The sequence below is a fragment of the Vibrio toranzoniae genome (genome assembly GCF_024347655.1).
Classification (GTDB): domain Bacteria; phylum Pseudomonadota; class Gammaproteobacteria; order Enterobacterales; family Vibrionaceae; genus Vibrio; species Vibrio toranzoniae.
Window position 1 is genome coordinate 2,268,939 of sequence record NZ_AP025514.1, and the last position, 12,848, is coordinate 2,281,786.

At 46.5% G+C, this 12,848-nt stretch carries 13 protein-coding genes; all 13 read right to left on the reverse strand.

Annotation, left to right across the window (positions count from 1 at the left end; all coding sequences use genetic code 11):
* Positions 1–3: 3 nt before the first annotated feature.
* The gene (gene flhA, locus OCU50_RS10080) at positions 4–2,106 is read right to left on the reverse strand and encodes a flagellar biosynthesis protein FlhA (protein WP_046224363.1); all 2,103 of its coding nucleotides are present in this window, start codon (positions 2,104–2,106) and stop codon (positions 4–6) included.
* A 242-nt stretch (positions 2,107–2,348) separates the two neighbouring features.
* On the reverse strand, positions 2,349–3,479 hold the full coding sequence (flhB, locus tag OCU50_RS10085; RefSeq protein WP_017056885.1) for a flagellar biosynthesis protein FlhB: 1,131 nt from the start codon (positions 3,477–3,479) through the stop codon (positions 2,349–2,351).
* 9 nt (positions 3,480–3,488) lie between these two features.
* A complete protein-coding gene (fliR, locus tag OCU50_RS10090; RefSeq protein WP_017056884.1) occupies positions 3,489–4,271 on the reverse strand; it encodes a flagellar biosynthetic protein FliR in 783 nt (260 codons plus the stop codon).
* Positions 4,272–4,276: 5 nt separating this feature from the next.
* A complete protein-coding gene (gene fliQ, locus OCU50_RS10095) occupies positions 4,277–4,546 on the reverse strand; it encodes a flagellar biosynthesis protein FliQ (RefSeq protein WP_060468212.1) in 270 nt (89 codons plus the stop codon).
* A gap of 11 nt (positions 4,547–4,557) precedes the next feature.
* On the reverse strand, positions 4,558–5,487 hold the full coding sequence (gene fliP, locus OCU50_RS10100; RefSeq protein WP_082710342.1) for a flagellar type III secretion system pore protein FliP: 930 nt from the start codon (positions 5,485–5,487) through the stop codon (positions 4,558–4,560).
* A complete protein-coding gene (gene fliO, locus OCU50_RS10105) occupies positions 5,474–5,914 on the reverse strand; it encodes a flagellar biosynthetic protein FliO (RefSeq protein ID WP_060468213.1) in 441 nt (146 codons plus the stop codon). Before fliO ends, fliP begins: the two co-directional genes overlap by 14 nt.
* Positions 5,914–6,324, reverse strand: coding sequence for a flagellar motor switch protein FliN (gene fliN, locus OCU50_RS10110; protein WP_017056880.1), 411 nt, complete (start codon positions 6,322–6,324; stop codon positions 5,914–5,916). The genes fliO and fliN overlap by 1 nt, the downstream gene beginning before the upstream one ends.
* Before the next feature lie 29 nt (positions 6,325–6,353).
* Complete coding sequence (fliM, locus tag OCU50_RS10115; RefSeq protein WP_017056879.1) at positions 6,354–7,397, reverse strand: flagellar motor switch protein FliM; 1,044 nt, start codon at positions 7,395–7,397, stop codon at positions 6,354–6,356.
* Positions 7,398–7,404: 7 nt separating this feature from the next.
* The gene (gene fliL, locus OCU50_RS10120) at positions 7,405–7,893 is read right to left on the reverse strand and encodes a flagellar basal body-associated protein FliL (RefSeq protein WP_060468214.1); all 489 of its coding nucleotides are present in this window, start codon (positions 7,891–7,893) and stop codon (positions 7,405–7,407) included.
* 53 nt (positions 7,894–7,946) lie between these two features.
* Positions 7,947–10,076 (reverse strand): flagellar hook-length control protein FliK, encoded by a 2,130-nt coding sequence (locus OCU50_RS10125; protein ID WP_060468215.1) that lies wholly within the window; start codon positions 10,074–10,076, stop codon positions 7,947–7,949.
* Positions 10,077–10,258: 182 nt separating this feature from the next.
* Complete coding sequence (fliJ, locus tag OCU50_RS10130; protein WP_060468216.1) at positions 10,259–10,696, reverse strand: flagellar export protein FliJ; 438 nt, start codon at positions 10,694–10,696, stop codon at positions 10,259–10,261.
* Positions 10,697–10,714: 18 nt separating this feature from the next.
* Positions 10,715–12,034 carry a flagellar protein export ATPase FliI gene (gene fliI, locus OCU50_RS10135; protein WP_060468217.1) on the reverse strand — a complete coding sequence of 440 codons (1,320 nt, stop codon included), beginning with the start codon at positions 12,032–12,034 and terminating at the stop codon, positions 10,715–10,717.
* A complete protein-coding gene (fliH, locus tag OCU50_RS10140; RefSeq protein ID WP_060468218.1) occupies positions 12,034–12,834 on the reverse strand; it encodes a flagellar assembly protein FliH in 801 nt (266 codons plus the stop codon). Before fliH ends, fliI begins: the two co-directional genes overlap by 1 nt.
* Between the last annotated feature and the right edge of the window lie 14 nt (positions 12,835–12,848).

Consider the following 12,848-nt stretch of genomic DNA (forward strand, 5'->3'; position numbering starts at 1 on the left):
GGCTTAATTACCAACAGCTTGTACTATACGTATCTGCTTTTCGTCCGGTATCTCTTGGTAAGATAACACTCTCAAGCTTGGGATCGTGTTTTTCACGAACTTAGCGAGAGTCGAACGAAGCACCCCAGAGGTCAATAACACCGCTGGCTCCCCTTTCAACTCTTGCTCTTGTGTGGCATGGCTAAGGGAGGTCTGTAAGCGCTCCGCTAAACCAGGCTCAATACCTGCAGATTCTCCGCCAGATGCTTGCATGGTTTGGTGCAAGATTTGTTCCAACTCTGGTATTAAGGTTATTACCGGCAATTCTGTCTCTATACCATTGATTTCTTGGACAATTAGTCTTTTTAGAGAGATACGAGCAGCCGCTGTAAGTATGTCAGGTTCTTGACTCTTACCGGAGTACTCCGACAAAGTTTGGACTATCGTTCGAATATCTCGAATTGGAATGGCTTCATTTAGTAGGTTTTGAAGCACTTTCACAACCACACCAAGCGGCAGTTGATCCGGTACAAAACCTTCGACCAGCTTAGGCGTTGAACGACCAAGCATTTCCAGTAGATTCTGAACTTCTTCATGGCCAATTAACTGCGAAGCATTATTAGTCAACAGTTGACTAAGGTGTGTCGCCAGTACAGTTGAGGAGTCCACAACCGTGTAGCCTAAAGCTTGCGCATGCTCGCGCTGCTCTTCACGAATCCACACGGCCTCGAGACCAAATGCAGGGTCAATGGTCGGCTCACCTTCGATCATTCCATAGACTTGGCCAGGGTTAATCGCCAATTCCATATCAGGTTTAATCTCGGCCTCGCCAACCGCGACTCCCATCAGAGTGATTCGGTAGCTGTTTGGCGTCAGTTCTAGGTTATCGCGAATATGTACAGCGGGGATCAAAAAACCGAAGTCTTGGGACAGCTTCTTACGCACTCCTTTTACCCGTTCAAGCAGTTCACCACCTTGATCTCGATCAACCAACGGAATCAGGCGGTAACCCACTTCTAAGCCGATAATATCGACGGGTTGAACATCGTCCCATGAGAGCTCTTTTTGCGATGAGGGTGTGTCACCATTAGCATCGACAGTGGCTGGCAGGTTTGTATCTTCAGCCTTTGCCTTATTCTTTTTATCGATAAAGTAGGCACCAGCACCCGCCACAGCAGCCAAACTTAAGAAAGAAAAGTGCGGCATACCAGGAACAATACCCATCACCCCAAGGATACCGGCGGTGATCATCAAAGCCTTTGGGTTATCCAACATTTGGAAGACGAGCTGCTGCCCCATATCTTCATCGGTATTTTGACGCGTTACCATCATCGCTGCGGCGATAGACAGTAATAGAGACGGAATTTGTGCAACCAAACCATCACCGATGGTCAATAGCGTATAGATTTCGATAGCTTCACCGAAACCAAGGTCGAATTGAGCCATACCGATACTCAAACCACCTATGATGTTGATAAACAAGATCAATATACCAGCGATAGCATCGCCTTTAACAAACTTTGAAGCACCGTCCATCGAACCATAGAAATCGGCTTCTTTGGTCACTTCAAAACGTCGGGTTCGAGCCTGATCTTGGTCAATCAAACCCGCATTTAAGTCGGCATCAATTGCCATTTGTTTACCAGGCAAAGCATCTAGCGTAAAACGGGCACTTACTTCCGAGATACGGCCCGCACCTTTGGTGACAACCATAAAGTTGATGATCATCAGGATCAAAAACACCACTAAACCAACCGCATAATTACCGCCGATAACGACGTTACCGAAGGCTTCAATAACGTTACCAGCGGAGTCACCACCTTCGTGACCATGGAGTAATACCACACGTGTCGAAGCAACGTTCAAGGCTAATCGAAGTAGCGTCGCAATCAGAAGAACGGTAGGAAATGCCGCGAAATCTAATGGCCTACGGGTATAAACCGAAACCAGTAGCACAACCATAGACAAGGCAATATTGAAGGTGAAGAACATATCCAACAAGAAAGCAGGAATGGGCAACACCACCATAGCAAGCGTTGCAAGTACCATAACTGGTGCTCCAATCGCAGGCATAGCACGGTTAGGAATTTTCGGTAGCTTGTCCGCAAAAGGCAGGGAGAATTTCATAAATCTAGACAGTTTCGCTATGTTGTAGCTATCTCACCAAGCGGATTGAGGCTCAGGTCTAAGCTATGTTTCTATGGTTTGTAATGTACGGGTTTATAATACACGGACTTATTATGTTCGGAGTTGATATAGCAAACACTGTACCAACATCTTACGTCAAATTATCGCCATTACTTTGTAGAAAAGAGTAATAGCCAGCCTCCTATTATCAGGGTTCATCAAGCTAAGCTCAAGCAATTGATCTAATGACGTAAATCGGGCGGGATCGGCATATTGGAATCTTGCAGTTTTGGCCTTTCTCCCCCGCGTTTTCGATACTGTTTCAGTTGGAAAACATAGGCAAGTATTTGTGCTACCGCTGTAAACAGACCGTCAGGAATTTGTTGTTCGAGCTCTGTGGTGTGATAAAGCGCCCTCGCCAAAGGTGGTGCTGGAACGATATAGATATCATTTTCACGGGCAATTTCACGAATCTTCATCGCCATATGATCAACACCTTTAGCGACCACAATCGGTGCCTTATCTTGATTCTGCTTATAGCGCAGAGCCACCGAAAAGTGCTCTGGGTTGGTCACAATCACATCCGCTTGAGGCACGTCTGCCATCATTCGACGCTGAGCCGCTTCTCTTTGCAGCATGCGAATTCGTCCCTTAACTTCCGGTTTACCTTCGGTGTCTTTGAACTCGTCTTTCACTTCTTGCTTAGTCATCTTCAACTGATCGGCGTGTTGCCAAATCTGAAATGGGATATCAATGGCGACCACGATCAGCAAGGAACAACTGATCAGGAGAATAAAGTTAAGCAAGATATCCAAAGCGTGGAAGATATTCTGTGGGTACACATCCATGCTCAACTGCATCAAATCATGCTGAGAGGCTTGGATAAGATAGATGGCCATGCCCGACACGAGTGCCACCTTCAGAATAGACTTCAGCAGCTCAACCCAACTTTGTAGACCAAACATACGCTTGATGCCGCTCAGTGGGTTTAACTTAGACGCTTTTGGCATCGCCGCTTGCATCGAGAAATTAATACCACCGACACCCGCCGCACCAATGACTGCCGCTACGAACAAAGTTATCAGAATCAAGAATAACGGAAACAACAAGTTCACCAGTGCACCACCGGCGATTTCAAGGAGTTTATTGGTGTCAAAGATTTCGTCACGACTGAGCGAAAACAGGCGTTGCATGGCCTCGAATAAAGCCTTCGCCATCGATTCGCCAAACCACATTAAGGCAATCGCACCAACTATCAGTACCGACGCTGATGCCAGTTCTTTTGACCTTGCAACCTGCCCTTTCTCTTTGGCCTGTTGCAAGCGTTTGGGCGTGGCGTCTTCTGTGCGTTCTTGACCGTCTGACTCTGCCATTTCAGTCTCCTAGCAATCTAACCGGATTAGACGACATATCTGTTGCTCACTTTGCAACCAGAATAGCTCATAGTGGCTATACAAGCTGCCAAGGATATACCAACAAAGTAACAGACCTACAAGTAGCGCAAATGCAAAACCCAAAGAAAATATGTTTAGCTGAGGAGCGGCACGCGTCATTACACCAAAAGAAAGGTTGATCGTTAACAGCGCAATAATACCCGACAACGACATTGCCAATGCCGTTTTAAACATGATACCCAACCACAGTGCCAGCTCTCTGAAATCGACGGCGGTTAAAGACCCACTGCCAATCGGCAAGGTTTTAAAGCTGAACACCACCAGTTGCAACATTTTCAAGTGACCATCGGTCGCCAAGAAAAACATGGTCGCCAACAGCATGAAAAGTTGACCAAGTACTGGCGTGTTTTGACCGTTCGCTGGATCCACCATAGAAGCGAAACCCAAGCTTGATTGCATACCTAGAATTTGGCCGAGCATAACGAAGGTTTGGATCATGAATTGGGTAACAAACCCCATTGAAACGCCAATCACAATTTGTTCAAAGACCGTCAAGAACCCTTGAAACGACAGCAGTTCGATCTCTTTGGGGACCGCAGGAATCGCAGGCATCACAGCCAAAGTAATCGCCAAGCCTAAATACAGACGAATACGCGGCGACACAAAGCGTGCACCGGTTACCGTCATCACCATCAGCATGGCTGAGATGCGAGTGTATGGCCAAAAATAATTGGCTAACCACTCTAGTACAAGGCTCGTTGGGTATTCCATTTGGTCTAGTACAATACTTGAGGCAAGCGTTCGATGAGTTCAAAAAAGAACTCCATCATCATCTGAGTCATCCAGTGAGCAAACATCATCAACGCTAGTAAGGTCACGATTAAACGTGGTAGAAAACTCAAGGTTTGTTCGTTGATAGACGTCGCAGCTTGGAAAATGGCGACGACTAAACCGATTAACAGGCTAGGAATAATAATGGCACACACCATGATGAGAACCATCCAAAGTGCGTCTCGGAACAACTCTACGAATATTTCAAGATTCATTATTCCCCCAGCTACAAGGCAAAACTGCCGGCGAGTGTGGAGAGTATCAAATTCCAACCATCAACCAGGACAAACAGCATCAACTTAAACGGCAACGATACAATCATCGGAGATAACATCATCATACCCATCGCCATCAACACCGAAGCTACCACCAAGTCGATAATCAAAAACGGTAAAAACAGCATAAAACCAATCTGGAAAGCCGTTTTTAGCTCTGATGTGATAAACGCTGGAATCAGAACAGCCATAGAAACATCTTCAGGATTGGTTACTTCCGCTCCAGAGATCTCAACAAAAGTCTCGAGATCTTTAATTCGAGTCTGTTTCAACATGAATGATTTAATTGGGCCTTGGGCAACATCAAACGCCTGTCGCGCCGATATCTGTTCATTCAAATAGGGCTGAACCGCTTGTTCGTTAACCTGATTGATCACCGGTGACATGATGAAGAAGGTCAAAAATATCGCGATACCAATGATCACTTGGTTTGAAGGGGTTTGTTGTAAACCCATCGCCTGACGCAAGATAGACATCACCACCACAATACGAGTGAACGAAGTCATCAAAATCACCATTGCCGGCAAGAAGCCAAGCATGGTCATTAACGCCAGAATTTGCAGGTTAATAGAGTAATCTTCACCGCCATTGGCGTTGGTTGTCATGGTGAAGGCAGGAATCCCTCCGCCATTACCCGTCAAGCTGCCCGTAGTCATGGTTTGCGATTTGGCTTGATCTTGTTCCATCGTGCTAATGGTGACCGACTCTGAGCCAGCGGTATTCGCAGGAATCACAGTGTCGTCTTCAGCTTGTGCAAATACCGACACACTGAACACGAGAGAGTAGAGTAAAATGAGCTGAACCAAGCACACTTTCACCAGTCGGAAAGATCCGGTTTGGAAAAAGTAAGAAGATTCCAAAAATCCGTTACTTGTTTGCATCTTTTTTTATTAGCTGGGAAAGCTGACTTGAAAATGTACTTTTTTCCAGCATCTCCTGAGTAAGAGGTTTATCGAGCTTAGAGATCAGCTGAATTGACTGCGTGGTAATGCCCACTAAGAACTGCTCATCACCGGCTTGAACAATAGCAATACGCTCTTTGGTACCAACAGGTATTTGCCTAACAATCGCCAAACCTTGTTGATTCGACATCGCCGGAACTTGCATTCGCTTCAGTAGCCAAGCAATAAATAAAATGAAGGCTATAACGAAAATTAGCGACCCAAAGGTGGTCGCTAAATCGAGAGAGGGAGGTGCCGCAGCAAAGGCTATGGAAGGAATAGAGAATAGCCCTACTCCTATTAGCCCACGAACGACACCTGTGAACCCGTGAGGTAAACCTGTCACCCTTTGAGAAAGAAGGCCCATTAACGCAGCTTCTTAATTCGTTCTGTTTGGCTAATAACGTCAGTCAAACGAATACCAAATTTATCGTTCACCACAACCACTTCACCGTGAGCAATCAAGGTTCCGTTAACCATCACATCTAGAGACTCGCCAGCAATTCTCTCTAGCTCCACCACTGACCCCTGATTCAATTGAAGTAAGTTACGAATGCTGATCTTAGAGCGTCCAACTTCCATTGAAATGGTGACAGGGATATCCATGATGGTATCCAGTTTACGGCGCTCATCTTCAGAAATCGGAGACGATGAATCGGTTAGCTCGTCGAGTGGTGCCGCTAGAACATCATCAACATCAATTGACGGTGCAGAAGGGTCTTCACCAAGAGCTGCAGCCCATTCATCTGCTAACTTTTGATCTTCACTAGGTTCCATTACCAATTCCTATACTTTTATCTATTTTACTATTCGTTATCATCGTCGTTTTCTAGCTCAGACATTAAATCCTTGCCTAAAAATGCGAGATCAGTTTTGACCACATGCGGTCTTTGAATTTTTTCAGAAATCTGTACCGCGAGCTTTTCACCCGAACGCCCCATTTTCACACGATACGTAGGCAAATCTTCAACAAACATAGTCGCATTTTCTGGCATGTTTATGGGGATAACATCACCAGGACGTAACTCCATTAAGTCACGCAGAGAAATGTCTTGCTCTAGTAGGTTTACACGAAAATTGACTGGCACATCCATAATTTCATCACGCAGGGCTGAGCTCCAACGAACGTCGGTTTCCATTTTGTCTGATTGAACACCCGCATCCAGCAATTCACGAATCGGCTCAACCATCGAATAAGGCATCACCACGTGGAAGTCACCACCACCGCCATCCACTTCAATGTGAAATGAGCTCACAACAATTACTTCTGTCGGGCTCACAATGTTGGCCATACTTGGGTTCACTTCCGAATCCAAATATTCAAACTCAACCCCCATCACTGGAGACCAAGCTTCTTTGTAATCTTCAAACACAATTTTAAGTAATAGCTGAATAATGCGCCTTTCGGTGGGCGTAAATTCACGACCTTCAATCTTAGCGTGGAAACGACCATCACCACCAAAAAAGTTCTCTACTAAGATGAAAACAAGGCGCGCTTCCATCGTTATCAGTGCTGTACCTTTTAATGGGCGGAAACGAACCATATTCAAACTAGTGGGTACATACAATGTGTTCTGGTACTCACCAAACTTCATCATTTGTACGCCGTTAATCGACACTTCAGCCGTTTTTCGCAACATATTAAATAAGCTGATCCGCATATGGCGTGCAAAACGCTCGTTAATAAGTTCAAGGGTCGGCATTCGACCACGAACGATTCGATCTTGAGATGAGAAGTCGAAATTGACCGCACTGTCATTCTCGGTTTCTAAGACATCTTCAACTTCTTCAACATCATCAACGCCATGCAATAGCGCATCAATTTCGTCTTGGCTTAATAAATCGGTCACAAATTACCTATTGAATTACGAAATCAGTGAATAACACTTTTTCAATCACAGGCTGGCCAACAGCTTGAGCCAGACTTGCTTTAATATCTTCAGTTGCCTTGTTTCGCAGTTCAACCCGCCCCGTTGGAGAGCGCAATTGATCGACCGTTGCCGAAGCGAACGTTGCTAATAGCGTACTTTCTACTAGCGGAGAATGATAACGAGCTAAATCTTCATTCTTGCTGCCACGTACCATCAACTGTGCTTTTATCTGGACAAGACGATCTTTCTTATCACCCGAAACATTGAACAAGAAAGGCTGTGGAATATTAACATACATGACGGGTTCTACAGCGACCGCTGCAGTAGCTGGTTGGGACTGAGACTCCGAACCACCATCATCGGATCCTAAGAAAAAGAACAGCGCCGCGCCGACACCAAGCAATATTACGATTACGGCAATAATAATGATAAGGAGCTTACTTTTCTTTTTAGCTGGATCTTGTTCTTCAATCATACTGCTCTCTAATTTCCTGTTGTTTCCACTAACTAACTGGGATAGGGCTGATATTAGGCATAATAGCTAATTCCATCACGCTTTGATGCGACATTCAATTCAAGATTGCTGCTGCTATCAAGATTTTCATCACCTTGACCATCATTTGTGCGGTTAGGACCTGATTGCTGTTCACCATTGTTGTAACTATCTTGGCCCTGACCAGAGCTCTGTTGTTGAACTGATGAATCAGCAAGCTGCATCCCTTGTTGAGCTAACATCTCTCTCAAGCGAGGTAAGGTTTGTTCAATTACATCTCTCGCCTGCTGATTACTCACCGTAAAGTGCACATTCGCCACGTCATTATTCATGGTCATTCGAATCTTCATTTGCCCCAACTCTGGTGGGTCGAGGCGAATGTCTAAGTTCTTAAGGTTCTTAGACATCATCATTTGCACTTTTTCCGCGACCTGTTCATTCGCTAGCTCTTTAGTCAGCTGCAAAGGCGCTTGTTGAGCGGCTTGAATCTCAGCTCGGGTTGGCGCAGAACCCGCAGTTGCAGCGCCTTGAACACCCGCAGCAGAAGCGATCTGTTGAGCAAATGTCGAATCTTTAGAGTCTTCTTTAGCACCCGCTTTTCCAAGACCAGACAGTGCTGCTGCACCCGCTCCAGCTTTAAGTAACATGTCCGTTGAGCCGGCTTTGGTCGCGGCAGGTGCTGCATTCATCGCCACCCCTTGCGCAGTTAAAGCAGGGTCTAACGCAGCTTGTTGTTGAGGTGAAGCAAGGCTAGCTTGTTGAGCAGCTGCCTGTTGAGCCGCATGCGCATTATTGGCATGTAGCATTGCTGCTTTATCCGCGAGAGCATTCGTGACAGATTGAGATGAGGCCTGTGATGTTGCTTGCTGAGCCGCGGTCGCGACAGCTGCTGTCGATGCCATTGCCGCTAAGGCCTTGGCTTCATTCGAATCTGCGTTATCCCAATCAATCGCGGTTGGATTTCCTGAGGTGTCGTTCGCGTTCGGGGCTTGGCTTAGTAAAGCAGTCGCTTGTTGCTGAACGTTAGCTAGCTGTTGATTCAATACTTCTATATTAGACGTTGCTTTGGCTAAAGCAGCTTGCTCGTCAACCGTCAGCTTAGCACCGCTTTGTTGTTTTTGAAGCAAACCGTCCACAACAGACTGCTCTGATTCAATTTGCGCGTTCAATTGCTTCAGCGCTTTGGTATGAGCATCAACCTGTTTTGCTAGCTCGATATCCGCTGGTGAGAGTGACTGGCTTTGAGCGGTAGCAACCGCGCTAGCCGCATTTTTTTGGCTCAGCTCTCGGTTCATACTCGCTTCGATCTGCTCGGGGGTCACACCCTTGTCCATTAGCTGTCGGATTTCATCATCAGTCAGCTGAGAAACACCTTTACCGCCAGTAAGCACTGCAATTTCAGAGTCCACTTCAAGAGCGCTTTCTGGGTTTGCAGTATTATTTTGTTGTGTCGCCAAACCCGCAACGGAGGCACTTGTAATAGGAGCACCCGCGATATTACCTTGAGCTTGCTGAGGCAAGCCTTTGCCGTTCGATGTCTGATTTAACGTTTTATTTGCCTCATCCAACTGACCAAGCAATTTATTGCCTTCGCTCATCGCTGCGTTGGCTTGATAAGCATCTTTGGCTTTTAATTCAGCCGCTGAGTTGTGACCAGTTGAAGCAACCTGAAGTTGCTCCCCTTTGGACTGAACTGTCTCAGCCGAGGTATCGTCACCCGTCATGTTCGATGAGGTTTTGCCTTTCGACTGCGAATCTAATTCAGACGTTTGTTCAACTCCTGATTCATTGATCATCGCACCTTCAACAGACGTCTTTTCAGCGTCTATAGTTGTAGCAGCTTGTTTGGCTTGAGCGTCGCTAGTAGCATCTGTACTCTTAGGTTCAGCTGAATCGCCTTGCGTTTTCCCCGCTGACTCACTGTTAGCCTTTTCAGAAGACGCATCACCTTCAGCTGAGGTTTGTTTGCCCTCAGGTTTGGAGGCACTTTCTGTATCTTTAAGCGCAGCTTTTTTGTCGCTTTCTTCAAAGCTAAGTGCTTCTTTAAATGATTCAAAGAAACCTTTTGAATCGCCGGTTTCTTCGACCTTTGAAGCAGCAGACCCCATGTCCAGCAACGATGACGTTTTGCTGGCCGTTGAATTTGAGGAAGGACTAACATTCATATATACATGCTCTATCTACAAGCTTTGTTGCCACAAATCTGGCAACAAAAAGAAAGTCGGGCACCTTTCATGCCTTGGTGAGGCATAACGCGCAATTTTATCTACAACAGAGCAAGAAACATGCCTACAAGCTTTGATTGCACTATCTGACGAACAACACTGGTGTCATTCGTGGCTTAGGATCACATCTTCTTTCGGCTATACAACAGAGTCGAGAGTTCATCCATTTGCTTTTGTTCTCTTTGGTCTTGCAGCCTAGCATTCTCTTTCTGCTTTTTTTCCATCAACCACTCGTAAGATTTACGCTTTTTACGCAGTTCCATCCAGTAATCTTGGCAGTTATCGACCTGGTTCTTAAAGTGATGCTCCGCTTCTCTCTGTTTAGAGAGCGTTTCATCTAATTGGGTTAAGAAGCGATTCAAGTGGCCATACTGACTGGCGGTTAGTCCTGCCTTACCTCGATCAACAAGTTGCTGGCAGTAATCCAGTCGGTACTTTTCGATCTGCGCGACCTGTTCGTAGTAGCCCTGTAGCTCTGCACTTGCTTTGTTTAAGGCCTGTACGGCTTGATTTTCTTTATCCTTGGCTTGATCAAGAAGAAACTCTAATGCGTTATCCATGACTGACCTTATTCACTATTAGCCACCCAACACATGCTTCAACATGTTAACGCACATGTCATATGGGACAGTTTCTTTCATCTTCTGCTGTAAGTACTCGTCCAGTTTCGGCTTCAAAGTAAAGGCACTATCAATAGCTGGATCGGTACCCGGTTTGTAGGCGCCAATCGATACCAAGTCTTGGTTCTTACGGCAGATAGACAGCACCTGCCTCACAGCTTTCGACATCAAGACATGTTCTTCAGTGGTGATTTGCGGCATAACACGACTGACGGATTTCTCGACATCAATCGCAGGGTAATGACCCGCATCTGCCATCTCACGTGACAGCACAACGTGACCATCAAGAATCGCTCGCGACGCATCGGCTATTGGGTCTTGCAAGTCATCGCCTTCGGTTAACACGGTAAAGAAAGCGGTGATAGAACCTTGCTCATCGTTGCCGTTACCCGCTCGCTCCACCAGCGCAGGAAGCTTGGCGAATACTGATGGCGGATAACCTTTGGTTGCTGGCGGCTCACCCACAGACAGAGCAATTTCACGCTGTGCCTGAGCAAAACGAGTTAATGAATCCATCAATAGCAGAACATCTAAACCTTGGTCGCGGAAGTACTCTGCGACAGCCAGTGCGGTTTGACAGCCTTTCAATCGCATCAGTGGCGATGAATCCGCAGGGGCGGCGACCACCACAGATCGCTTACGACCATCTTCGCCAAGAATCTCTTCAATAAATTCTTTAACTTCTCGTCCACGCTCACCAATTAGACCGACTACCACCACTTGTGCCGTTGTGCCTCGAGTCATCATGCCGAGCGTAACCGACTTACCTACACCAGAACCCGCAAATAAGCCGATACGCTGCCCTTTCCCCACCGTGAGCAAACCATTAATAGCCTTTAAACCAACATCAAGTGGTTCAGAAATCGGTTTACGAGCTAGAGGGTTGATTGGCTCAGCATTAAATGAAGCGCGTTGCTCGGTATAAATTGGACCTAGCCCGTCGAGTGGATTACCGACACCATCGATCACTCGACCAAGCAACTCCATCCCAACCGGGATACCGCTCTCTGAGGTCATTGGCGTGACACGAGCGCCAGGTAATATCCCCGTGATTTGCTCACTCGGCATCAAAAATAGGTTATCACCAGAGAAACCAACCACTTCGGCTTCCATCTGACCAGACATGGTTTCAACTAAACACAGGCTGCCGATGGGTGCTTTACAGCCCGTCGCTTCAAGCGTTAAGCCAATTACGCGTACTAACTTACCTGATGCAATGGGTCGCGATTTTAGCCCTTCGACTTTGTATTGGCTAAGACGGTTCGCTAACTCAAGCATTACTCATGGCCTTGGTGACGGTTTGCGCCGCAGAAACTGTGAAGCACGTTCTTCACACGCTCTTCCATGCGGTAGTTAACACTCGACTCACCCGCTTCGATTTGTACGTCACCACGATTAAGTGCAGGCTCTGCCACCAGCGTCCAATTGCGGCAATCCAGATCCGTTTCGCCATACGCAGAACGAATAATCGCGACGTCTTCAGGGTTAAGCTTCAATGTGATCGCGTGACCAGAAATAGGCAATGACTCTACCGATTCTTTCACGGTATCTAATATGATCTGTGGGTTGGTTTGTACTTCAACATGAACCACTTCTTTGACCATGGTCAGCACCATGTCTACCAGTTGTTTCTCAACCTGAGCGTTCATTAGCTCTAAAGGTTGGGCAAACTGATTAGCGAGCCCCATAAAGATAGCAACTTGCTGTTGAATATACTCCTGACCTGCCGTTACGCCTTCAAGCTTACCGGCTTCACTGCCTTCTGCATGACCTGCGGCAAGCCCTTCTTCTTTGCCTTTTTCGTAGCCCTGCTTAAAGCCAGCCTCTTGCCCCTGGTAAAGCCCTTCCTGATAAGCGCCCTGCTTGATCAGTTCGATTTGCTCTTCCGTCAGAACCAACTCTTCATCTTCGATGGCTTTTTCAACCGTCGGCATCCAACTAGGATCGTAATTAAAGGCCGTTTCTTTGGCTTGTTGACTCACATCAGAGGTGTAATCAGGCAGCCCCCATTTTTGAGGTTGAGCTACCGTATTATCTTCTTCAGGGCGAAGGAAGCCGCGTTTTCTATCACCTGACATATCAGTACCTATCA

Excerpts from the sequence above, each read along its gene's own strand:
- flhA (WP_046224363.1), bottom strand. The coding sequence starts at position 2,106 with ATGAAATTCTCCCTGCCTTTTGCGGACAAGCTACCGAAAATTCCTAAC.
- flhB (WP_017056885.1), bottom strand. The coding sequence starts at position 3,479 with ATGGCAGAGTCAGACGGTCAAGAACGCACAGAAGACGCCACGCCCAAA.
- fliR (WP_017056884.1), bottom strand. The coding sequence starts at position 4,271 with ATGGAATACCCAACGAGCCTTGTACTAGAGTGGTTAGCCAATTATTTT.
- fliQ (WP_060468212.1), bottom strand. The coding sequence starts at position 4,546 with ATGAATCTTGAAATATTCGTAGAGTTGTTCCGAGACGCACTTTGGATG.
- fliP (WP_082710342.1), bottom strand. The coding sequence starts at position 5,487 with ATGCAAACAAGTAACGGATTTTTGGAATCTTCTTACTTTTTCCAAACC.
- fliO (WP_060468213.1), bottom strand. The coding sequence starts at position 5,914 with ATGGGCCTTCTTTCTCAAAGGGTGACAGGTTTACCTCACGGGTTCACA.
- fliN (WP_017056880.1), bottom strand. The coding sequence starts at position 6,324 with ATGGAACCTAGTGAAGATCAAAAGTTAGCAGATGAATGGGCTGCAGCT.
- fliL (WP_060468214.1), bottom strand. The coding sequence starts at position 7,893 with ATGATTGAAGAACAAGATCCAGCTAAAAAGAAAAGTAAGCTCCTTATC.
- OCU50_RS10125 (WP_060468215.1), bottom strand. The coding sequence starts at position 10,076 with ATGAATGTTAGTCCTTCCTCAAATTCAACGGCCAGCAAAACGTCATCG.
- fliJ (WP_060468216.1), bottom strand. The coding sequence starts at position 10,696 with ATGGATAACGCATTAGAGTTTCTTCTTGATCAAGCCAAGGATAAAGAA.
- fliI (WP_060468217.1), bottom strand. The coding sequence starts at position 12,034 with ATGCTTGAGTTAGCGAACCGTCTTAGCCAATACAAAGTCGAAGGGCTA.
- fliH (WP_060468218.1), bottom strand. The coding sequence starts at position 12,834 with ATGTCAGGTGATAGAAAACGCGGCTTCCTTCGCCCTGAAGAAGATAAT.